We start from the raw sequence: 22,192 nt of genomic DNA on the forward strand, positions 1-22,192 counted from the left end.
GTAGTGTTTTGCAACTGTTATCTAGCCGCCTCAATTATTAGTGAACACCTTTGCAGACTACACTTTCAGGCTGTTATTTGGCTATTCTGTTTGTGAAATGAGCGAACCGACCGTTACTACGCTACTGGCTAACTATTATATAGCTTACCTTACAGTACATACGGGCTAGACGTGCTGGCATTTATTGGTTGGCAACATGAACATGAGCATCAACAATTGGTAGAAGTTCAACGATCTTTAAACCAGCGGGGTGTTGAAATTAACGAGAGTAATGTAGGTAAATTATACCGTCAATTTCTGGCATTATTGGGTGGAACAATTGCACATACACAGGCGAAATTAGCTGCCACAGCAGTTGAACATGGTGGCTTGATTTGGGCGATTGATGCGTTACAGCCTGAAGGTCATGGAACCTTACTCTACGTGTTGTATGAGGTATTAAGTGGTACACCAGTCAGTGGAATCCAGTTACCCCAGGCACAAACACAACGGTTAATTGAGTGGCTGCAACCATATCAGAAGTTGCCGCTACATTGTGCTGGCAACTTTGTCAGATGGGGAAAAATCAATCATTTCGGCAATGAGTTCAAGTTGGCCAGATGCACCACAACAACGTTGTCAGGCACACTTTTTCAGCAATCTAAGTGAAGTGGTGTTGCCATTAGACACAAAGCTAAGACAGCAATTAAAAGCAGATTTAGATGGACTACCAAAAGTCCCTGAGTACTCAGAAAGACCCCAAGTCCCAGACTCTGAACAGCAGCAAGACAGTCCCCCCTTTTTTCAGGAATCCCCTATTTGTCACGAGACGAAGAGATAGCAGCAATCGAATCCCAGATTCATGTATTCATCGCGTCACTCCACAGGTTGCCATAGACGAATGCAAAACTCGAATCAAAATGACGTTTGGGAATATCTGAGAGGGGTATTGGTGAATTTCACTTTTATCCAGGCTTGTTGATATTTAGATGTGTTTGCTCTGGGGATTACCCCAAGGGGTACTACCAAAATGAGGTTAATAACAGTACATTTTATTAAAACTGGCGATTTAGAGCTGATTCGTAAAGTAAAGGTCTGGGGATGTCTTCCCACCTAGCAGTTTAAATGACAATGATAATGAAATAAAAGGCACGCCCAATGCGGATACACTCAATGGCGCTAAAGGGGATGAATTCATAACTGGTTTAGGTGCCGATGATAAAATCGATGGTGGTGATGGAGATGACCTCATTAGTGGAGGAAGTGGCAACGACTTCATCGAGGGTGGTGGTGCTAAGGATATTATCTTTGGGGACTATAGTGCCAGTGGAAATTCAGACTTGATTCCAAGTGGCAATGACACCATTTTTGGTGGTGATGGAAACGGTAAACTCTATGGTCAAGACGGTAAAGACTTAATCGATGGTGGTGATGGCAATGACTATATAGAAGGTGGGGCAGGCAGCGATCAAATTAATGGTGGTCGAGGTAACGACATACTTTATGGTGATGATGACAAAGATTTATTAGTTGGTGACCAGGGTAACGACTCCCTTAATGGCGGTGTTGGTAATGATGTATTGATTGGTACGGATACACAGTTCTTTGGTCAACTGCAACAAGGATTTGGCTTTAGCGAAAAAGATACCTTAATTGGTGGGAAAAATAATGATACATTTGTCCTGGGACTTGAAAAAGCAAATGCTAGGGATGTAAATGGGAAGGATACTGTTATCTTTGATGTAGTTTTATACGATAGTGGCAATATTAACCTCAATGGTACTCAAGACTACGCTCTGATTAAAGATTTTGGTTTCATTAACGACGGTGTTACCCGTGGTGTAGATAAAATCCAGCTAGCAGGTTCAGCAAGTCAGTATTTACTGGGTGCATCTCCTGTTAGCTCGATATCTGGTACGGGAATATTTTTTACCCCAGGCCAAGTTGTGCCTGAACTCATTGGTATTGTTGAAGGAATTTCGCTCTCCAATCTAAGTCTTTCCAATAGCCAGCAATTCGTTTTTGTTTGATTAAAAGTTTAGGCTCAGGGTGTTGAATCAAAGTATTATCTAAGCGTTACTGCACGCCTAAAGGACTTCAATTAAAGAAATATCCAACTTGTAGGGTGCGTTATATCTCTGGCTAATGCACTGTGACAGATTAGATCAAAATTGTGCATTACTTGATTAATGAACCCTACAAATTAAGATTGGATGATTTATTTTTTAGTAGCCCTTTAAAAGCAAAAACCAGGAAAAGTATCTTATTCCTACTTGCAAAAAAAGGAACAAAAGCTTTATGGCTTCAGATATTGTTATTCAGTTTGCGGAAATTCTTGAAAATCCGACAATCTTTCCTGATGAACAGGGAAAACTGAAAATTGTTGTTAAGAATCAAGGTGATACACAGTTTAACGGGCCTGTAAACCTCAATCTATATGCATCAACCGATAAAGTTCTTGACATCAATTCTCTAAACACACTCGAACAATCAAGGGGTGCAAGCGATTTACTCAGGGGGAAAGATGAGCTTTTGGGCGGTTTGAATAATCAAACGCTTAATTTAGCGCCTGGTCAATCTAAAACATTTACTGTGGATTTTGCTGGATCTGAGTTTCGGACTGCAAGTGTTGTCTCTCCAGGGCTCTACTATTTGATTGGACAGGTAATACCAGGTAATAACGTTACTGAAAGTAATACAGCCAACAATGTAGCCAGCCAGTTAATTACTGGAGGTGACGTTGTAATCCAATGGAATTCAATTCTTTTAAATGCCATACAAGCATCGGGAACAGCACCTCCACTGGCGGCACGCAATCAGGCGATCGTTCAGGCGGCAGTTTATGATGCTGTCAACGCAATCTTATTTAGCGAACATTAGCCCATCGGAAGCGAAGCTACCGGGGCATTAAAAGAAGCTGCGGCAGTTGAAGCAGCCTATCGAACGCTGGTCAATTTGTTCCCAAAACAAAAAATTACGTTCGATGAACAGCGACAAAGGTCTTTTGCAGCAATCCCGAATGGTAAGGCTGAGGACAAGGGCATTGCGATCGGAAACAAGGTTGCCCAGCAAATACTGAATAACCGAAAAAATGATGGTTCAAGTACTGCACAAGGACCATACACGCCGGGAACTGGCTTTGGGGATTGGAAGCCAACTTTCAGCGATGGTGAAACAACAAATAATGATATGGAGAAAAAAGCATTATTGCCCCAGTGGGGTCTAGTAACTCCCTTTGGTATAGACAGTGTTATTCTGTTCCGTCCGGATACTTTCCCTGAGTATGGTAGCCCTCGGTATACGAGAAATTTTAATCAAGTTAAGGCGCTTGGCGCTGAAAACAGCACTGTTCGTACCGCAGATCAGACGGAAATTGCCCAATTTTGGGCTTACGATCGCGGCGATACTTTCAGACCACCAGGTCAGTTGAACGAACTCGCGCAAGAAGTAGCATTGGCTCAAAATAATACTCTGGAGGAGAATGCCCGTTTATTTGCGCTGCTGAACATTGCCCAAGCTGATGCGGGTATTGTTGCGTGGGATGCAAAGTATGTCTATGAGCAATTGCGCCCAATTACTGCAATCCGCAATGCCGATCAAGACAATAATCCAAATACGACTGCCGATCCTAGCTGGGAGCCACTGCTAGATACCCCACGATTCCCTGATTACATATCTGGACATTCTGTGTTCGGTGGTGCATCAGCCGAAATTCTGAAACTTTTCTACGGCAGGGACGACATCAGTTTTGACATTCCTTCACAAGAATTACCTGGCGTTGCTCGCTATTACGGCAGCTTTTCACAGGCAGCCCAAGAGGATGCAGATAGCCGACTTTTTGGTGGTGTCCATATTGAAGCGGCCACCATAGACGGGCTGCAAGTAGGTAGGAATGTCGCCAGTTTCGTGTTTAATAACTTTTTGAATCCGGTTTAAATATACTCACAGAATTTTAGATTTTGGATTGAAGATTCAAAATCCAAAATTGTCTGACAGTCCACTGTGTAAAAGCTAATCACTAATCAGGAAGCATCCACTTTTGGAAGAAACATAATTCTGGTACTTCAAAAACCCTACTACATAGTTATCTAAAAAAGTAGATCCGCCGAAAGTGGATACTCTCGCTAATCAATCAACTTTTACTACCTCTGTATATTGTTAATGATAAAAGCATTTTCAAATTGACAAAGGATTATCAGGAAAAGTAAAAGGAAAATTGTATTAGGTTTACTATTATCAACTAGCTTACAGCACTTCCGGCAGCTATGAGGTACATCCTAAAAGCTGAAAGCGATGATAGGAGAGGGGCAAGGAGAAAACTATATTGCATAATAGCCGGAAGCGCTGTAATTAGTACGATGGTCAACAGTAAAGTAAACAAAGCTTTGCTCAAGGCGACATACAAAACAAGAGTAAATCTAATCAGTTGAAAGATAATCTTCCTGATTTGATGGCAAGATTACGTGGATATAGCATAGATGACCAAAACCTTTGGATAGCTATAAGCTCAATCATTAATACATCGAGAATATTATGCCAAGTAAAGTTCCAGAAGATATTTCCGAAAATATTCAAGATTCTTCAGCCATGCCTAATGATTTAATTGCCATTATTGGTATAGCTTGTCGATTTCCAGGCGCAAACAATTATCATCAATTTTGGAGTAATCTTCAACAAGGCATTAACAGTATCACGGAAATTCCCTCAGAAAGATGGGATATTGATAAGTTTTATTCTACCAAACCTGAAGAACCTCATAAAAGCATTAGTAAATGGGGTGGGTTTATTGAAGGGATAGACCAATTTGATGCACAATTTTTCAGCATCTCTCCTCGAGAAGCACAACGAATGGATCCTCAGCAGAGGTTAATGCTGGAATTAAGTTGGTCTTGTATCGAAGATGCTGGATATGCACCATCTCAACTGTCCGGAAGTTCTGTTGGTGTTTTTATCGGAGTGTGTAACTATGACTACGATATTTTGCAAAATGGGTATCAAAAAGACACTGACGGACATACTGGGACAGGAACTTGGACTTCCATAATTCCCAATCGTATTTCTTACTTCTTAAATTTTCGTGGTCCTAGTATTCCTGTAGACACAGCGTGTTCTAGTTCGCTAGTAGCGATTCATCAAGCTATCAATGCTCTCAAGGAACAGGAATGTAAGACAGCACTCGTAGGTGGAGTTAGTATTTTTTGTACACCGACGAGATACATTCAAATGAGTAAACTGGGGATGTTGTCTCCACAAGGGCAGTGTAAAACTTTTGACAGTGAGGCTGATGGCTATGTGCGTGGAGAAGGAGCAGGAGTAATTCTGTTAAAACCTTTAGCTAAAGCCATCGAAGATAAAGACCATATTTATGGAGTGATTAGAGGTAGTGCTGTAAATCATGGTGGAAGAGCAAAAACTCTGACATCTCCTAATGTTTATGCTCAATCACAAGTACTTTGCTCCGCCTATACAAAAGCAAATGTCGCCCCCAATACGATTTCCTACATTGAGGCTCATGGTACAGGTACACCTTTGGGTGATCCAATAGAAATTAATGGTCTCAAACGAGCATTTAAACAATTACATCAACAGTATGATTTATCCTCAGTTGATAAACCCTATTGTGGACTAGGAACAGTTAAGACCAATATTGGACATTTAGAAGCAGCAGCAGGAATTGCTGGGGTGATTAAAGTACTCTTGGCAATGAAGAATCAAGAATTGCCCAAGATTGTTAATTTTCAGCAGTTAAATCCACGTATTGAGTTCAAGAAAAGCCCATTCTATCTTGTCTGCGAAACCCAACAATGGAAGCAGTTAAAGACAGAGTCAGGAGAAATTTTCCCGCGACGGGCTGGTGTAAGTTCCTTTGGGTGGGGTTGGAGGGGTTAATGCTCATGTTGTTCTTGAAGAAGCACCCATGCTGGCAAATACTGTCAATGAAGTTGAGCGTCCCCTACACATACTGACTTTATCCGCAAAAAGTAAAAATGCCCTGAATCGGGTGGCAGATAATTATCAAGTAATCACTTCTCAAGGTGCATCGCTGACTGATATTTGCTTTAGTGCAAATACTGGGCGATCACATTTTGCCCACCGCGCAAGTTTTGTTGCTGCATCTACTGATGAACTTAGGAAGCAACTACAAGCTTTTGTCGATGGACAAGGGGATATTTACGGTGTATTTACTGGACAATTACAAAGCCAAAAACCCCATAAAATTGTCTTTTTATTCACCGGACAAGGTTCTCAGTATATTGGCATGGCTCGTCAGTTGTATCAAACACAACCGAGTTTTCGTAAAACTTTAGAGCAATGTGACCAATTACTACGTCCTTATTTAGATATATCTTTACTATCTGTACTTTACCCAGCAGATAATACAGCAGAACTGTTAAATCAAACAATTTACACTCAACCTGTACTATTTGCTCTAGAGTATGCTTTAGCACAACTATGGTTGTCTTTGGGAATCATCCCAGATGCAGTTATTGGTCATAGCCTCGGTGAATACGTTGCGGCTTGCATTGCAGGAGTATTTAGTTTAGAGGATGGGCTAAAACTGATTGCCGAGCGATCGCGCCTCATGCAATCTTTGCCCGAAAATGGAATGATGGCAGCTATTTTTGCTGATGTCGCTACGGTGGAAACAGCGATCGCACCCTATAGAGAAAATGTATGTATTGCAGCAGTCAACGGAGCTACAAATATTGTCATTTCTGGAGTCAAAGAATCAATTGAAACAGCGATCGCACAGTTGCAAGCACAGCAAATCACTGTGCAAGTTTGAAATGTCTCCCACGCTTTCCACTCGTCTTTGATGAATCCCATCCTTGACAAATTTGAGCAAAAGCTTTGTCAAGTTCAGTTTGCACCCTTAAGACTTCCACTAGCATCTAACTTAACGGGTGAGATTCTTCAACCAGGAGAGATGCTGGGCTTGAGTTACTGGAATAGTCACCTGCGTTCATCTGTGCAATTTGCATCAGGAATTCAAGCTTTAGCGGCACAAGGTTACGACTTGTTTATAGAAATCGGTTCTGATCCCACTCTCATCAACATGGGCAAGCGTTGCTTAACATCAGAAAATATAACTTGGTTGCCTTCTTTAAAAAAAGAGCAAGACGACTGGCAAATACTGCTAAACAGTTTAGGCGAGTTATATATTAAAGGTGTGAATATTGATTGGGCAGGATTGGATTTGACCAAGATTATTTACGTTGCCGCATCCCTCTACCAACATATCCCTTTGAACGACAACGATATTGGTGCGAGTTTAACCAGAAAGAAAATCATCTCAAGCAGACATACACAGGTGCTGTTCATCCTTTACTGGGTACACAATATTTGGCGGCATTGCAAATATTTGAATCCCAGCTTAATACTGATAAACTGCCTTACCTTGCTGAACAGCAAGTGGAAGGAGAAGTTGTACTACCAATCGCAGCTTATTTAGAAATGGCTAATGCGGCTGTCAATGAAGCTTTGAAACTTGATTCTTATAGCTTGTTAGAAGTCGCTTTTTTAAAAAAGCTGTCTTTGTCAGCAGATATTAGTAAAACAGTGCAAACGGTTCTTTCTTCGGAAGCATCAGGAGAAATTACTTTTCAGATATTTAGCTTGCAAACTGCAACTAATGACCAACCCACAGAGTGGATATTGCATATTAATGGCAAAATTCAAACATCTTCAGGTGTCCCCGTTACAGCTATCTCAATAAATGAAGTCCTAACTCGTTGCACAAATAAAATTTCTGTTGCTGAGTTTTATCACAACTTGGAATCATTGGGTGTGAAGTATGATTCCCTGCTTCAGGGCATTGAGGAATTATGGCAGTACGAAGGAGAGGCTCTTGCTAAAGTTAGACTCGCACCCACACTGTTAGCAGAAGCGAAGGCTTACCGCATCCACCCAGCACTTTTGGATACTTGTTTACAGGTATTTTATGCTACTTTACTATCAAAGAATTTAGATACTCAAGGAATGGCTAGATGTGTTCCGGTGAGAGTAGGTAGTATGCGTATCTGGTGTCAACCACCAACTCAGCTTTTCAGCTATGCCCACCTGCATCCCAATAACAATGGTGACTTAAATGCCTTTGAGGGTGATGTTGTGTTGCTAGATGAAACAGGGTTAATCTTTGCCGAAATTAAAGGGATACGTTTTCAACGTGTGCAGCTTGATACCCAGATCAATATTACTAGCCTTGCAGCCGATTACATACTACAGCCAGCAGAAATCAGCGATCGCATACAACCACAAATCATTCAATTAATTGATCGGTTTGATTTACAGAATTATGAAGAGTTGCTAACTCGTTTAGATACTTTAAGTATTGTTTACATTCTGCGGGCTTTCGAGCAACTAGGCTGTAAGTTTTTACGGCATCAACAACTTTCTGTAATAAATTTAGCTCATAAGTACGGTGTAATTCCGCAGCATCACCGATTATTAGGCAGAATGCTAGAGATATTACAGGAAGAGGGGATGTTGAACAAAGTCAACGAATGTTGGGAAGTTTGTCAGTTGCCCGAAGAGTTGAATTTACAGGTGCAGTCGCCAGAAGCTTTGTTAAAACAATACCCCAAAGCTGATGCTGAGTTAATATTGCTACAGCGATGTGGCGAACGTTTGGCACAAGTGTTACGCGGTGAATGCAATGTTGTGGAATTGTTGTTTGCTGAGGGGACATTTTCTACTACCGAAAGGTTGTATCAAGAATCACCTTCAGCTCGATTGAATAATACCCTGGTACAGGAAGCGATCGCCATAGCACTTTCTAACTTGCCAGCAAATCGCAAAGTTCGTATTTTGGAAATAGGGGCTGAAACAGGAGGGACAACTGCTTATATATTGTCCAAGTTACCATCTGACCGGGTAGAATATGTTTTCACTGATGTATCCTATCTCTTCACAGCTAAGGCACAACAAAAATTCCGCGATTATCCCTTTGTTCAATATCAGTTGTTAAATATTGAACGGGAACCTTTAGCACAAGGATTTGCACCCCAAGAGTTTGATCTGGTTTTGGCAGCGAACGTAATCCATGCCACCAGTGATTTACGACGGACATTAGCGCATATTCAGCAAATTTTGGCACCAGAGGGGATGTTGGTGTTGTTGGAAGCAACCGCAAAATCTCGGATGTTTGATTTGATTTTTGGCTTAACTGAAGGTTGGTGGAAGTTTGCCGATACAGATTTACGTCCTACTTATCCTTTACTTTCCAGCTATCAGTGGCGATCGCTGCTACTAGAGATGGGTTTTAGCTCTCAAAATAACCAAAATATGAGCAGAAAATCCAAGAGTCTAGCAGTGAAACGACGTATTTCCATTAATCATCTTGAAAGGCCCAATCCTATCTCACAGACTTAAAATTTCGGAGACAGGCAAAACGTCCCACTCTGAAGGCTACGACGTCCAAATTCCCTTTACATACATGATGGTTAATTTGTACAGTACGTGAGTACTAAGTTCTATTAAGAATCAACAGGTAACATTATGACGACTATATCGCAAATTTTGGTTGAACTTTCTCAACAAGGTATCGAAGTATGGGTTGATAATAATAATTTGCTATATCGAGCACCTAAAGGTGCATTCACACCAACATTACGCGCCAAAATTTCTGAGAACAAGACAGAAATTGTTACATTATTACAACAGCAAAATCAACAATCAGCACTTTCTCGTCTGCCAGAAATAGTACCAAATCCCGAAGGACGTTATCAGCCATTCCCTCTAAGTGATATGCAGCAGGCATATTGGCTTGGTCAAAACGATTCTTTCGAGTTAGGCAATTTATCACCCCATTTATATGTAGAGTTTGAATTTGCCGAACTAGATATTACTAAGCTTAATCTCGCTGTAGAAAGATTCATTGTTCGCCATGAAATGATGAGGGCAATCATATTGCCAGATGGTCAGCAACAGATTCTGGAACGAATTCCCAACTATGATATTGAAGTTATCGACTTACGTGGAAAAGACCCGCAAATAGTAACCTCAACTTTGGCAGAAACAAGAGCGAGAATGTCTCAAGATGCTTCAAAAACTAATAATTGTCCGTTATTTGAAGTTGTGGCTTACCAAGTTAATGAGCGTTGTATCCGATTTCATATCAGCCTTAGTCTTTTAGTTTTTGATGGTGGCAGTTTAAAACTTCTTTGTCGAGAACTGCCTCTTTTATACCAAGATGTCAATACATATCTACCTGATTTGGAAATTTCTTATCGGGATTATATTCACACATTAAATAATTTACAAAATTCCGATCTCTATAAGCGTTCTCAACAATATTGGTGGAACCGCCTAGAGACTTTACCACCAGCACCAGAATTACCTTTAGTAAAAAGTCCTGGTACTGTATCCCATCCAAAATTTGTCCGACGCACTGCTAAAATCAATGCTGATATCTGGCAAAAACTCAAAGACAAGGCTCGTCGATTAGGTTTGACACCATCAGGTATATTATGCGCCAGCTATGCCGAAGTATTAAGTAATTGGAGTCGAAATTCCCATTTCATTTTGAATCTTTTGTATACCAATCGTCTGTCCTTGCATCCGCAAGTTAACAACCTAATAGGATGTTTTAGCTCAACTCTATTACTAGAGGTAAATAATTCGCTTCCCGATACCTTTGCAGCCAGAGCAAAGCGATTACAAAATCAGATTTGGAATGACTTTGAACACAGTCATATCAGTGGGGTACAAGTATTACGAGAACTAAACCGACAGCGAGGGGGAACTTCAAGAGCGGCAGCCCCAGTAGTATTTGCTAGTAGTCTTGATGCACGAGACAAAGAAACTTTTACCCAAGGCAGAGTAGCCGATCCGATTTTTGCTTGCATTCAAACTCCCCAAGTTTGGCTAGATCATTCAGTAATGGAAAATGATGGGGCTTGCGTTCTCTTTTGGGATGCAGTGGAAGAACTGTTTCCTGAAGGTCTTTTGGATGATATGTTTAATGCTTACCAATCTCTGCTATCTCGTCTAGCTCTAGAAGAATCAGCTTGGCAACAAACATCTTTCCAAATGTTACCGCCCAGCCAATTAGCACAAAGAATAGAGGTAAACGCCACTCAAGCATCTGTACCTCAAGGAATGCTACACACATTGTTTGCCAATCAAGTGTCAAAGCGTTTAGAATCTCTGGCAGTAATTTCTAGCGATCGCATTCTTTCCTATAGTGAATTGTATACCCGCTCGAATCAAGTAGGTCGATGGCTGCGACAATTGGGGGCACGTCCCAATGTTTTGGTGGCAGTAGTCATGGAAAAAGGTTGGGAACAAGTAGTAGGAGTATTAGGATCTCTGCAATCCGGTGCCGCCTATCTACCGATTAATCCTTCGTTGCCCAAGGAACGTCTTTGGTATCACTACGTGTCGAGCAGACTTTGGCGATAACCACATAGTAGAATTAACTACAGAGGATATTTCTAGATGTGGTACTTGCGTGATCGGAGTGCCAGAATCTTTACAACGTGGTCAATTGGTGAGCTTGTACTTCCAGCTACCAGGAAGCAATAACGAAATACGTCTGGAGGCGCGAGTCGCTTGGCGTCAGTGGGAGAAAGCTGGGTTGCAATTTGCACTTACACCTAGCGGACAAATTCTGCTCCAACGAAGCATCGAATACCTGTTGGAAATGCAAGGTATTTTGAAAGTTATACATGGCACATTGACTGGTAAATTGCGTAGTTTTTTGAGTAAAAAACTACCCGATTACATGATACCTTCTAGTTTCACGATCCTAAATTCTTTGCCTCTCACACTCAATGGTAAAGTGGATCGCAAAGCGCTTCCCACGCCCGACCAAAAACGTATTGACCGAGGGGAAAAAGCTTCCGTTTCACCCCGCACTACCTTAGAATTACAACTGGTGCAAATTTGGGAAAACCTGTTAAATATTCACCCCATCGGCGTAACTGACAACTTTTTTGAACTCGGAGGTAATTCTCTGCTAGCAGTTCGTTTGATGTCTCAAATCCAAAAACTTTACGGGCGGGAACTTCCCCTGTCGGCGCTTCTGCAAAGTTCCACCATCGAAAATTTAGCAAGTGTTTTAGGTAGTATTAATATTCAGTTACCCCAGAGTCCCTTAGTCAATCTACAAGCGGGGATTGCTAATAAATTACCTTTCTTTTGCGTGCATCCCGTAGGTGGAAATATTCTTTGCTATATGGATTTGTCTCAGTGTCTAGGTACTGAGCAACCCTTTTATGGACTGCAAGCAGTTGGTTTGACTGGCGAAAAAGAACCTTTTTCCACAATTCCACAAATGGCTGCTCATTATATTGCAGCTATACAAGAAATTCAACCGAATGGGCCTTATTTACTTGGCGGTTGGTCAATGGGAGGAGTAGTGGCATTTGAAATGGCATACCAGATACAACAACAAGGACAAGAAGTGGCATTGCTAGCTTTAATCGACTCTCTAGCACCCGTTCATACACCAAAATTTGATGACGCAAGGCTGTTAACTTGGTTTCTAAGAGACCTTGGTGGTGGAGCAAATAGCCTGACGGAATTTGAAGAGGCTCTGCGACAGTTCGAACCAGAGAAGCAATTACATTTGGTTTTAGAAGAGGCTAAACAAGCAAATTTGATATCTCCAGATATGGAGTTTGAGCAGATGCTACGCTTGGTAAAGGTATTTTCTGCCAATATGCGAGCAATGGCTGATTACGTACCATCGACCTACCCAGAGCAAGTTACTTTAATTCGTGCTAGTGTTGAATCGATTTTCGATCCGCAATATTCTAGCGATGAGACATTAGGTTGGAACAAGTTTACTCAAAAACCTATAATTGTCTGTCGCGTTCCTGGTAATCATTTTACTATGTTTGCTAAACCCCAGGTAGAGGTTTTGACAGAAAAGTTGAAATTTTTTGTCCAAAATGTTATTGGTAATTAGTCCTGCTATCCCTAAGTTCCAAGACTTACAGCCAGAAGAATTTCCCTCAATACGGTTCAGTTAATACCAAATTATTGTGAAGCTGCATGAATCGGTGAAAGGCTGCAAGGCTTATGAAATAACGGTTTTAGCTTTCTAATGTTAAGAATGTTTTTCCACCCCTTTCCATCATCCCACCAAGGATGATCAGCAAATTTTGATGGAGATTTTGGCACAGAAGACTGCATTTGTTCAGAGTGGAGGCTAACCATTAAATAGCTACTACAAACAATCTCCCACCAGCGTTCAATATCCGCATAGTGAGTCAGCCGATAATCTGCAAGGACCTAATTAATTTTTACTTTGCTTCAAGCCATATTCAACCCAAGTTCTTAAACCATAAAAGTTTCCCACATCTCTTGGTGTAAGGTCTGGATAGTTACTCATGACATACCAAGATTAAACTGCATAAAGGCAGGCGGGCGTGCAGATTAATTTTGGTTAGGACGGCATCAAGGATTATTCCGCCAACATTGTCAAAATACACATCGATTCCATTGGGACAAGCTTAAGCTAATGCTTTTTCTAAATCTCCAGTTTTATAGTTAATTGCTGCATCAAAGCCAAGTTCTTCTGTAAGCCAACGGCACTTTTCATCACTGCCAGTTATACCAACTACCCGACAACCCTTAATCTTGGCAATTTGTCCAACAATGGAACCAACTGCCCCAGATGCGGCTGAAACGACCACAGTTTCTCCAACTTTTGGTTGTCCTATATCTAATAACCCAAAATAAGCTGTAAAACCAGTAGCTCCCAGTGGGCCGGTAAATGCGTTGAGTGGACAAGGTAGAGGATTAGGTAATCGCGTCAGCGAAAAGCCACTGTTTCCAAGGGCGATCGCGTAATCTTGCCAGCCTAGCATCCCTGATACTAAATCCCCCTGTTTAAAGTTGGGATTTTTGGACTCTTCAACTACACCTATAATCCCGCCACGCATAACTTCCCCAATTTCAACAGGAGGCATATATTGCTCCATATCGCTCATCCAGATCCGATTGGTAGGATCTAGTGACAGATATATAGTACGTACCAGCACCTCATCATCTTTTGGGCTGGGGATTGGCTCTTCTCGGTACTCAAAATCGCTTTCTTTAATGTCACCAACGGGACGAGCAGCTAATAGAAACTGCCGATTTATCGCTCTAGTCATAAGTTTCTGTTGAGTGTGACTGAGAGTTGGTCAAAGTCAATACAGACTTTCTTGGGTTTTCCTAGGTCTCTCATGTGACCATTTTTCAGGATTTGGTATGGACGCGGCGGAACCAGTGCCTGCATTTATGGGTTGAGCCTTTCTAGACTTTGGGAAAAGCTTAGTGTTGATAAAGCACAAACCATTAATATGGTGAAAGTTTTACGGATTACCATAGCTCACCCTTATTTGTTGATGTGATCAGCATTGAGTCAATGAGGAAGTTTCATAGAACACATCTTTAATGAAAGCACTTTGATTAGATGCCCATTTATCAAATCAGAATTAGGACTGTACCAAGCAATGTTACAAGTATTAATAAATTAAAAAATATGGTTCTTCAATACTTATTACAAGTATTGTTAATAATTTGACATACTTCAAATTAGCTGATCTGCTACCCCTCCGGTTTAATCAATACCCCATCCACAATCGCAATTCCCCACTGCGGAAACTTAACTAGCACCTTTTTAATCACAATCTGCAAAGCAGGGTCATCATTCCAGCACTCTTGCAAGAAGTTAAAACCTGGATTGTCGCCCGAATTCGCCGCTCGATTCAGTTTTTCCCTTCTTACAGGTCGCATATTTGACCGCGCAACAATCGCCTTATGCGACCATTTTTCAGCGTTGATGACAGGCGCGGCGGAAGCTTCTCTACGAGACGCTGCGCGAACACCCTCATGATCTGCTTTGACTTCTACACTCGAAACTGATTTTTCAACCAACAACGTTCGCGTAGCGTCTTGTAGAGAAGCAGAATAACCCTGTTCTACTTACCTGTGCAGTTGATAGCGATCGCTGAACGAGATTGCCATAAGCATGGCTACTCATTTTCAATCCCGCGAACAGGCTTCATTTATTTGAAAGGCCGCCAGCCAGAAGCTAACGACAGAGCCATTCCCGACACCGTTTTTGGCAAGGCTACTTTAAAAGAACGTGTCCCATTTTGCACATATTTGATACCATTGGGGAATTCGCCAACGGCATCCATATCTCGGCGGATACCTAATTAGTCAAATTTAAAAGTGCGATCGCAAGCCCCTCGGCGATGGCTGCGCCAATGCCTGCCGTAAGATGCCCGAACGCGAACAGCGTCTCCTTTAGGAGAAGGGCTGTAGGACGAACGCACTTTTGACAGCAAATACTTAAATTTCTCGGAGCATTTCGATATTACTGAACCGAAAACCACAGGATGCAAACAACTTTCGAGCGTTTTCATTCACTACTGCCGTATCTAATCTAATTTGTTTGATTCCCATTTGCTCAAAACGCTCTACACACAGCATTACTATCTGTCGGGCAATACCTTTTTGACGGTATTCTGGCTCTACCCACAGATCGTAAATAAACGCATATTCCCGCAAGCGATAAATTGGGATCTCTTGCTCTACTGCTGAGATGAGAAATGCTACAAGCTGCCGATCATCTTCTGCTACTAAAAATACGCTGCGCTCGTTTTGCGCCATTCGCGTTAACCATTTTTCATAACGCTGTTCTGGATGCGGTAGAAAACCGTACTTAGCATTATCCCAAGACTCGTGTAAAGCACAAATCTTGGCCACCATTGGCAGAACTGCGGGTACATCATCTGGCGTAGCAGAACGGATTAGCATGAGCTTGTGCAGTGTAATGTAACGTGAGTTCGACGGATAGAAAAGCTCAAAAAGCTCGGTAGATAAGGATTTGCTTAACTGGATAGACGAAGTGCGATCGCTACAATTGATTGAGAATCAGCAAAAAAGTCACAAAAAAATGCCGAGACTAAGAATATCTAACAAAAATGAGGGTCTCGGCTATGTCTACAATTGTATCTCGCCTGGACATTACACAAATTTTCTGCGATGTAGATGATTTCTGTCAGCAATGGGAAAATCTCTGGCAGCAAGTACCACAATTACCATCGACAACGGGAGAACGGCGCAGCACTTCCCGAATGCATTTATCAGAAGTGATGACAATAGTCATCGCATTTCATGGCAGTGGATATAAGACTTTCATGTGACCAAGGTTGCGTTAAGTCAGCAGCGATCGCCTGACGATGGCACTTGGCAGGTTTATCTTGTAAGATTGCTTCTCTGTACTGGATTAATTCTGGTAAATCTAATTCGTACAAACGAGTCTGTGGTGGGAAGGACAGACGAAATGCTCTTGTGTCTAACCCGACTCCTAGAAAGACTAACTGTTTAGCTTCGGGCAACACAGACAAGATGAAGTCATCAAAAAAACGAGTACGAACTGCAACAAACTGGACACGAAGCGTATTACCAAGGGGGTTGTCACTATCTTCGTGTTCCCATTTCTCACGCCAAGCTTGTCCTCTCTCTCCGGCTAACTGTGCAGCCAAAGGGTCGTCAAACAGGTGGTCTGACCTGTCAGCTTCTATTGCACGTTTAGTTGCCATTACTAATGCTGTGCGGCAAACTTCATCTTTAATTTCAGGCAGATCATTCATTACTTGAAGTTTTAGCAATTATGGTTGCAGTAGCAGCTCAATGGTCTCACCTTTGTTTGTGTGCAGTCTAGTAAACAATATTGATAGTATTGCAATTTGTAACTCTATACTAAACTTAACGATTTGCATTTTTGAATAATCCAGCCGTTAACAAAACAATGCCATTAGTTGATATTGCTACATACAAGATACGTCCAGCCTTGATTGTTCTGTACAATCATGACCAGCCGGACAATACAGCTGTTGAAAACTTGGGTTCTTCCCAAACAATTCTCTGTGAGCAATATTCCGCCGGATGAGTGGCTAAGAAGTTCTGTGAACTGTTATAAAATCCCGAAAATGCTGCTTTAGCCACAAAAGTTACACGTACCATTCAATCCAAAAATTATCTGAAGGTGGCGTATGATGCAATTGAAAAACAGCTTCAAACACTCTAGTCTTGAACACAATTAAAAATGAAAAACTTACAAGTTTATTCTCCTTTTTGTTTCTCTGCTCTGATATGTTGATTGGCTTGTTGTCTTAAACTTGTGACACCTGTTTGGTTTAAAATCATAGCCGTAACGTTGCCAGTCTCATCCTGTTCAAAACAAATATTGGTATTTACAGCTTTAGCAAAAAACTCTAACTCTGAGGTGGGAAAGAACTGTAATGGTGGTTGCTGCTGACATTGTACAAACAGATTTCTGTCGTGAGTTATTATTTGAAACTGCAACCCTACCTTAGTTGAGTACAATCCACAATATCTATTAGCTTGTACCAAAGGAAGAATTGCTTTTTCTTTTGCAAAGGCATCAGGCCAATCATACTCAAGTGCAAGCGCTCTCATTACTTCTGGGATCAGTTCGAGTCGATTGGAATTGACCATGACGATAGCACCTTTTCCAATCTGAGAGTAAACACGCATTAGTGAGCCAAATCCTTCATTATGACCACTATGAAAAAAGTAGAAACCATCACCAATACCACCACCTGCAAAGAATCCTAATCCGACAAATAACCCATTCCCTAATCCGATAAATTGATCATTAGTGCCTTGTATTTGCTCTGGCTGTTGAGGACGCAACATTTCTTCTAGTGTCTGTTTATTCCATATAGCGTGAGGGAAACCATGCAATACTCGCATCACTTCAACTGCAAGTTTGGCCAAATCTGATGGAGTTGTCCATAAACCTGCGGCTGCCATTTCCGGATAAACGTAATGTTTACCTTCAACTGAGATACCAGAACACGAATGTGCAGTTGCAGTTTTAGTTAACCAATCATTTAATAGTGGCTGTTGATAAGTGCTATTTATCATCCCCAAAGGCTCAAGCACTAATTCGTGCATAATTTCTGGAAAAGGTTGACCGAGTAAATCAACCAACACCTGTTGAGCAACTGTCATTCCGCCACCAGAATAACGAAAATGCAAGCCAGGAATGATATTCACCTCTATTTTTTCGGTATTAGCAGGCAGTTCCCCATTAAGAACTTGAACGAGCGTTGGCAATGGGGCTGAGTTGGGATAGCCAGGAAAGCCATGTATCGTCAAGCCAGCAGTATGACTCAATAACTGGCGTAGCGTTATCCGGGGTTGCCAGTCGCCGCTCTTTGGCACACGCCATGAATTTAGATAAATATTGACATCTTCATCAATATCCAAGTGGCCGGATTGTGCTAGACGCATAACTGCTAAAGCGAAGACAGGTTTGCTGATGGAGGCTGCTTGAAATAACCTGTCTGGTGTAACTTGACGATTTGTTTGGGTTTCACATACACCAAATCCACGCACCCATTCGATTTCAAAATCATTAATTACAGCAATACTAACGCCTGGTATTTGATAATGCGCTAACCGCTCGGATAAAGTTTTCGGTTAACCAAATTTCCCTTCTTGTGCCGTTGCTGGTAAAAGATTATTGATGACATTTTCAATGCGCTGCTCAACAGATTCGTGCATCGATACCCTCTACATTTTGGTTAGTATTATGATACAAAACATCGCTCTAGCTGACTTTAGTTGCTACACTCCCTGCCTGTTTCATTAATTACAAATATGTGTTGATAATCATTAAAGAGATCAGTAAGATATGTATTGGCACAAAAAATTTATGGTTGCGGACGAACTGGAATTTAACCACCAATTGGGGCAACTAACGCATCTTCATAGGCAGTATTAATGCCAATATTAGCAGATTGCTCATAGGGGTGTTCCAGAACCCCAGGTCGTAGTGAACCACGAGTTCGTAAACGTCGCCCCAAAATTTACCCCTTGATGACCAAACCCCGGCATGAATTACGTAAACAATTACAAACTGCTTAATTGATAAGGGTTTCCGCTTTTCTTAGTGCCATTCGGTCATGCCCAAAGCCGCAGACTGTCACAATTCTAGGGGCATTCAGTTGAGCGGCTAACTCCAAGGTATGTTCTACATGAATTTTGGCTTGATGACGATGTTCTGCATTCCGATGAAGCGGATGAAAATCGTGCATTTGATATGCCTGCACAGCAGTAATTGGGATCTGGGCACTTTTATACACGTCTATCTGTATATCCCTCAAATTAGCAATCTCTAAACCGATGCCCCAACGCCGGATGGCTGCAAATTTATCCGCCTGAGTTCCATCTGGTAGAGACATTTCCACATAAGCCTAGCAGTGAAAATATTAGAAAAAGTTTTGTTGTCAATCTCAGATTTGTCAGGCTACTGCTGTGGTGTTCAGTGGGAAAGACAGCAATGGATTTATGCAATTATTTGCCAGAGTGAAACTCTTTACTTAGGTGAACAAGAATTTCATAGAACTGATGTACTAGAAAAGTCCATTGTTTCTACTCCAGCTTTTAAATTGGAGGACATAGTTGAAGTTGATTTCGGTGAACAGCCGACACGCCGTATTATTCAAGGAATTTTTAGTCTCAAAGATAATTGGCTTTATGGGGTAGAGTGGCGCTCTCCAATTTTAGAACAAGTGTCTGCCCAAAGCAGAACAATATGGCTTGCTGATGCTGGTTTAGTCAATGTTAGTGTAGAATCAGCTTGGAACTCAAAGTTTGTTGTTCCAAGCACTAAACTTACGGTACATATCTTGAGTCAGCAGGGTGCAGCATTCATAATTTGTCAAGGGCTAAACAGGCAGACACCAAACAAAGCGCCATCGCAATCCACCATGTCCTTGCCCTTTTGCCTCATCCATAAAAAAACGGAAGAGAATCAAGAAAGAATGGTAAATTTTGGCGGCGGTCGTGGGGCAGGTATAGCGATCGCGGTCATTGTCTAAGACATGACTGAAAATTAGCTGTATCTGGTATTGAGTGAGAACTTTGGCTCGACCGTGCCGATTGATTTTCATGTCCCAACTCTATACCCTGTATCACAGCTTACACCTGATCTAAGCCCCAGCGATACCCGTTTCTACGTCTTTGGATACAAGTTTATTTAATTTTGAGAGATTAATGAGATATTAAATTGAAAAACGATTCTTCAGATAGAAACTTATGGCAACCGAGCAAGAGCTTCAATCTCTTTTTAATAAATTAGATACCGATCAAGACGGCAAAATCTCCATTAATGATCTTTTTTTAAGTCCTGGCTTAAGTACAATCATTTCATCAGAAACAAATATCAGTACTCCCCAGGAATTGCTAGTAAATTATGATTCAGACGAAGACGGTAGTATTACCTTTGAAGAGTTAAAGGAAGCCGTTAAGAAAGCAGATAATTTAACCTAGCTGTCAAAAAACCCAATACCAAATATCAATACCCAAAATCCCTCTAAGCGCCCACGTTTTGAGGGATTTGCAATTTTCATGGTCATTGGTGACTCGCTAGCACAAAAGAGATGACCACACAAGTAATTGACATAATATCCTTTGACATTCCCTAAACACTCACCCAGCTAGAAAGTGCTGCTATTCAAGGTTGCAAGGGGTTGATGCTGAAAATGCAGCTTGGGCTTACCAGTGTTGGCTCTTTCTACAGTTGACGGGAGCAAGTTTGTTTTAACCCAAGATTGAACCTGAACCAACTTCCCACTGATGTTTGAGCAATTCCTGGTAAGTCTTTTCCCTTATCATCATCTGCTTATACAGCATCTGCAAAAACTCTTGAGCTTGTTCACGCGACATCTGCTTCACTTGATCAGAGAAAGTTCTAAGGCTAAATTCTTGTTCTAAAGATAATTCAATGGGTTGATTCATCGCTTTTATTACCTACTCTTTTATTTGGGGCAAATATTGCTTTATATGAATATATATTACGATAACTTTACAAGAACCAAAGGGGAGTAAACCGTACTGACGTAGGTTAGAATGCCGTATCTGCTGCTAAAAACCTTGATAAGCTAATCGTCATTTAAATTGCACCATTTTTATGGTGATATAAAGCTGCAAACCCTCTCCCCTGCTCCCTGCTCCCTGCGATCTCAATGTGCAAATTAAATGCTTAACAGCTTATCACTCCATTGTGGCAACCCAAGTAAAAACCTAAGTTCTCAATTTTCCTAGTTTGAGGTTTTTAAAAGCATTTTTAGCTTCTGCTTGCGGCTGGCGCTCGCAAGAGAGCGGGCGAAACAGCGCCATCGCTCAAAAGAAGAGATGGGCGATACAATTATTCCTTTGGGTAATATCGCCAAGCTGAACTTGCAATACCATGTTCAGTCTGCCATAAGTGAACCTGAGCCAATGATCCCCTTGACGGGACATCAAACTGGTATACTCTTCTGCTTCTTTGAGGCGTTGCACTGAACCATCTTTTAACAATGCGAGGATAAAAAATAAGCCCCCAATTGTATTGAAATATATTTGCCGTTTGCCTGTAGCCTTTTTGATCGCTTTCAGGGCATCTGTATAATATTTTATGGCTTGTTCATTTTCACCCCGCAGAAAACTTAACCAACCCCAAAAAACGCCGGCGTTATTTTGATATTCATTTGATACACGCTCCAGATTTTCTTGTGCTTCTTGGGTACAACCCTGTAACAACAGTTGTTCTGTCAAAATCAGGTGTAGATAATCTGAGCAATGTTTTTCACTGTCAGAGCATTTTTCTTCTAGCAGCGTCAACGCATCTTCACAAGCAGATAATTTTAAGGCGGAATTGAAGAGGATACTTAGATATGCCACTTTCATATAATCCAAGTGGAAGGGTCTTAAACCAATCTGCATCAAATGGATTATTGTATATCTGCTCAAAGATATTTTCTATTACTATTTTTTCTTCGCTATCACTGTACTTTTGGTAATCTTCTATTTGCTGATTAATAAAATTAAGGTCTTGACGATAAATACCAATGCGGATTTCTCTGATACACTGGCGCAGACTAGAGAAAATCCGAGAATCTCTGTTCCAGTGAGTACGTATTGGTAGCTTCTCTTCTACTGCTATCACCAGGATTTCAAACTGTCCGGTTTGTACAGCATGACGAGTAGCAATTTCCGTGAGTAACGGATGAAATTCAGCACCTTGTCTGCTTGACTGTATTAACAAACCTGCTTTTAACAATTTATCAATTTGGGGACTAATACCAATTAAAAATGAAGCTGCATATAATGGGAGAAGCAAACTTGGTAAGTTAACCCAACCATGAGCCGCCCATTTAAAATTGCGATCGCCGAGAGCGAAGAGGAACTGAAA

The 22,192-nt window shown here is 41.3% G+C and carries 20 protein-coding genes and 6 pseudogenes; 14 read left to right on the forward strand and 12 right to left on the reverse strand.

The genetic code is table 11. The features are described 5' to 3' along the window. Window positions 1-171: 171 nt before the first annotated feature. The 10 genes and pseudogenes from H6G97_RS29750 (at window position 172) to H6G97_RS54920 (ending at window position 12,892) form a co-directional block, all read left to right on the forward strand. Window positions 172-648, forward strand: a complete 477-nt coding sequence (locus H6G97_RS29750) for a hypothetical protein (RefSeq protein ID WP_190944128.1) — start codon at window positions 172-174, stop codon at window positions 646-648. Between the two features lie 473 nt (window positions 649-1,121). Next, window positions 1,122-1,283 (forward strand): annotated as a pseudogene (locus H6G97_RS56110) (hypothetical protein); the annotation flags it as partial. A 36-nt stretch (window positions 1,284-1,319) separates the two neighbouring features. Further along, window positions 1,320-2,009 (forward strand): calcium-binding protein, encoded by a 690-nt coding sequence (locus H6G97_RS29760; protein WP_190944129.1) that lies wholly within the window; start codon window positions 1,320-1,322, stop codon window positions 2,007-2,009. Between the two features lie 268 nt (window positions 2,010-2,277). Then, window positions 2,278-2,859 carry a CARDB domain-containing protein gene (locus H6G97_RS29765; RefSeq protein ID WP_190944130.1) on the forward strand — a complete coding sequence of 194 codons (582 nt, stop codon included), beginning with the start codon at window positions 2,278-2,280 and terminating at the stop codon, window positions 2,857-2,859. Window positions 2,860-2,934: 75 nt separating this feature from the next. Beyond that, a complete protein-coding gene (locus tag H6G97_RS29770) occupies window positions 2,935-3,915 on the forward strand; it encodes a vanadium-dependent haloperoxidase (RefSeq protein ID WP_190944131.1) in 981 nt (326 codons plus the stop codon). A 597-nt stretch (window positions 3,916-4,512) separates the two neighbouring features. Then, window positions 4,513-5,868: a type I polyketide synthase gene (locus H6G97_RS29775; RefSeq protein WP_190944132.1), complete on the forward strand. Its 1,356-nt coding sequence runs from the start codon at window positions 4,513-4,515 to the stop codon at window positions 5,866-5,868. Window positions 5,869-5,896: 28 nt separating this feature from the next. After that, window positions 5,897-7,432, forward strand: a pseudogene (locus H6G97_RS52990) (acyltransferase domain-containing protein). Beyond that, window positions 7,324-9,351: a polyketide synthase dehydratase domain-containing protein gene (locus tag H6G97_RS29790; protein ID WP_190944135.1), complete on the forward strand. Its 2,028-nt coding sequence runs from the start codon at window positions 7,324-7,326 to the stop codon at window positions 9,349-9,351. The pseudogene H6G97_RS52990 and the gene H6G97_RS29790 overlap by 109 nt, the downstream one beginning before the upstream one ends. 126 nt (window positions 9,352-9,477) lie before the next feature. Further along, window positions 9,478-11,382, forward strand: a complete 1,905-nt coding sequence (locus tag H6G97_RS29795; RefSeq protein WP_190944136.1) for a condensation domain-containing protein — start codon at window positions 9,478-9,480, stop codon at window positions 11,380-11,382. Continuing rightward, complete coding sequence (locus tag H6G97_RS54920; RefSeq protein WP_190944137.1) at window positions 11,300-12,892, forward strand: thioesterase domain-containing protein; 1,593 nt, start codon at window positions 11,300-11,302, stop codon at window positions 12,890-12,892. Before H6G97_RS29795 ends, H6G97_RS54920 begins: the two co-directional genes overlap by 83 nt. 128 nt (window positions 12,893-13,020) lie before the next feature. Here H6G97_RS54920 and H6G97_RS29805 read toward each other — a convergent pair. From H6G97_RS29805 to H6G97_RS29820, 4 genes and pseudogenes are all read right to left on the reverse strand, one after another. Then, a pseudogene (locus H6G97_RS29805) lies at window positions 13,021-13,330 on the reverse strand (IS701 family transposase); the annotation flags it as partial. Window positions 13,331-13,439: 109 nt separating this feature from the next. Beyond that, window positions 13,440-14,084 carry an NADP-dependent oxidoreductase gene (locus tag H6G97_RS29810; protein ID WP_338421863.1) on the reverse strand — a complete coding sequence of 215 codons (645 nt, stop codon included), beginning with the start codon at window positions 14,082-14,084 and terminating at the stop codon, window positions 13,440-13,442. A 436-nt stretch (window positions 14,085-14,520) separates the two neighbouring features. Then, window positions 14,521-14,850: a hypothetical protein gene (locus H6G97_RS53005; RefSeq protein WP_242055392.1), complete on the reverse strand. Its 330-nt coding sequence runs from the start codon at window positions 14,848-14,850 to the stop codon at window positions 14,521-14,523. A gap of 420 nt (window positions 14,851-15,270) precedes the next feature. Further along, window positions 15,271-15,738 carry a GNAT family N-acetyltransferase gene (locus H6G97_RS29820; RefSeq protein ID WP_190944138.1) on the reverse strand — a complete coding sequence of 156 codons (468 nt, stop codon included), beginning with the start codon at window positions 15,736-15,738 and terminating at the stop codon, window positions 15,271-15,273. Window positions 15,739-15,920: 182 nt separating this feature from the next. Between H6G97_RS29820 and H6G97_RS29825 the strand changes: the two are divergent. Next, window positions 15,921-16,121 (forward strand): annotated as a pseudogene (locus H6G97_RS29825) (IS982 family transposase); the annotation flags it as partial. Here H6G97_RS29825 and H6G97_RS29830 read toward each other — a convergent pair. Then, on the reverse strand, window positions 16,068-16,577 hold the full coding sequence (locus H6G97_RS29830; protein WP_242055396.1) for an SAM-dependent methyltransferase: 510 nt from the start codon (window positions 16,575-16,577) through the stop codon (window positions 16,068-16,070). The pseudogene H6G97_RS29825 and the gene H6G97_RS29830 sit on opposite strands and share 54 nt — an antisense overlap. Window positions 16,578-16,708: 131 nt before the next feature. Here H6G97_RS29830 and H6G97_RS29835 point away from each other — a divergent pair, with 131 nt between their 5' ends. Further along, entirely contained in the window at window positions 16,709-16,876 is a 168-nt protein-coding gene (locus H6G97_RS29835; protein ID WP_190944139.1) for a hypothetical protein, read from the forward strand. Between the two features lie 173 nt (window positions 16,877-17,049). Here H6G97_RS29835 and H6G97_RS56115 read toward each other — a convergent pair whose 3' ends face one another. The 4 genes and pseudogenes from H6G97_RS56115 to H6G97_RS29845 all read right to left on the reverse strand — a co-directional run bounded on the left by H6G97_RS56115 (window position 17,050) and on the right by H6G97_RS29845 (window position 19,199). Further along, complete coding sequence (locus H6G97_RS56115; RefSeq protein ID WP_422394228.1) at window positions 17,050-17,445, reverse strand: DUF3471 domain-containing protein; 396 nt, start codon at window positions 17,443-17,445, stop codon at window positions 17,050-17,052. Next, a pseudogene (locus H6G97_RS29840) lies at window positions 17,437-18,417 on the reverse strand (serine hydrolase domain-containing protein); the annotation flags it as partial. The gene H6G97_RS56115 and the pseudogene H6G97_RS29840, both read right to left, overlap by 9 nt. A gap of 275 nt (window positions 18,418-18,692) precedes the next feature. Beyond that, entirely contained in the window at window positions 18,693-18,821 is a 129-nt protein-coding gene (locus H6G97_RS54925; protein WP_277883353.1) for a hypothetical protein, read from the reverse strand. Window positions 18,822-18,878: 57 nt separating this feature from the next. Next, entirely contained in the window at window positions 18,879-19,199 is a 321-nt protein-coding gene (locus H6G97_RS29845; RefSeq protein WP_190944141.1) for a hypothetical protein, read from the reverse strand. Window positions 19,200-19,217: 18 nt separating this feature from the next. Between H6G97_RS29845 and H6G97_RS29850 the strand changes: the two genes are divergently transcribed. Beyond that, a complete protein-coding gene (locus H6G97_RS29850; RefSeq protein WP_338421864.1) occupies window positions 19,218-19,838 on the forward strand; it encodes a DUF1392 family protein in 621 nt (206 codons plus the stop codon). 217 nt (window positions 19,839-20,055) lie between these two features. Next, the gene (locus H6G97_RS29855; protein WP_190944142.1) at window positions 20,056-20,289 is read left to right on the forward strand and encodes an EF-hand domain-containing protein; all 234 of its coding nucleotides are present in this window, start codon (window positions 20,056-20,058) and stop codon (window positions 20,287-20,289) included. A gap of 270 nt (window positions 20,290-20,559) precedes the next feature. Here H6G97_RS29855 and H6G97_RS29860 read toward each other — a convergent pair whose 3' ends face one another. From H6G97_RS29860 to H6G97_RS53020, 3 genes and pseudogenes are all read right to left on the reverse strand, one after another. After that, on the reverse strand, window positions 20,560-20,757 hold the full coding sequence (locus H6G97_RS29860) for an NblA/ycf18 family protein (protein ID WP_190944143.1): 198 nt from the start codon (window positions 20,755-20,757) through the stop codon (window positions 20,560-20,562). Window positions 20,758-21,141: 384 nt separating this feature from the next. Then, on the reverse strand, window positions 21,142-21,681 hold the full coding sequence (locus H6G97_RS53015; protein WP_242055398.1) for a hypothetical protein: 540 nt from the start codon (window positions 21,679-21,681) through the stop codon (window positions 21,142-21,144). Then, window positions 21,629-22,192, reverse strand: a pseudogene (locus H6G97_RS53020) (hypothetical protein); the annotation flags it as partial. The pseudogene H6G97_RS53020 and the gene H6G97_RS53015, both read right to left, overlap by 53 nt.

The organism is Nostoc flagelliforme FACHB-838, assembly GCF_014698065.1.
In the GTDB taxonomy this organism is placed as follows: domain Bacteria; phylum Cyanobacteriota; class Cyanobacteriia; order Cyanobacteriales; family Nostocaceae; genus Nostoc; species Nostoc flagelliforme_B.

Bases quoted from the DNA above. Each gene is read 5' to 3' on its own strand.
- H6G97_RS29810 (WP_338421863.1), bottom strand. From the start codon at position 14,084: ATGACTAGAGCGATAAATCGGCAGTTTCTATTAGCTGCTCGTCCCGTT.
- H6G97_RS56115 (WP_422394228.1), bottom strand. From the start codon at position 17,445: ATGGTCAATTCCAATCGACTCGAACTGATCCCAGAAGTAATGAGAGCG.
- H6G97_RS29830 (WP_242055396.1), bottom strand. From the start codon at position 16,577: ATGAATGATCTGCCTGAAATTAAAGATGAAGTTTGCCGCACAGCATTA.
- H6G97_RS29775 (WP_190944132.1), top strand. From the start codon at position 4,513: ATGCCAAGTAAAGTTCCAGAAGATATTTCCGAAAATATTCAAGATTCT.
- H6G97_RS29845 (WP_190944141.1), bottom strand. From the start codon at position 19,199: ATGTCTCTACCAGATGGAACTCAGGCGGATAAATTTGCAGCCATCCGG.
- H6G97_RS29855 (WP_190944142.1), top strand. From the start codon at position 20,056: ATGGCAACCGAGCAAGAGCTTCAATCTCTTTTTAATAAATTAGATACC.
- H6G97_RS29795 (WP_190944136.1), top strand. From the start codon at position 9,478: ATGACGACTATATCGCAAATTTTGGTTGAACTTTCTCAACAAGGTATC.
- H6G97_RS29820 (WP_190944138.1), bottom strand. From the start codon at position 15,738: ATGCTAATCCGTTCTGCTACGCCAGATGATGTACCCGCAGTTCTGCCA.
- H6G97_RS29765 (WP_190944130.1), top strand. From the start codon at position 2,278: ATGGCTTCAGATATTGTTATTCAGTTTGCGGAAATTCTTGAAAATCCG.
- H6G97_RS29860 (WP_190944143.1), bottom strand. From the start codon at position 20,757: ATGAATCAACCCATTGAATTATCTTTAGAACAAGAATTTAGCCTTAGA.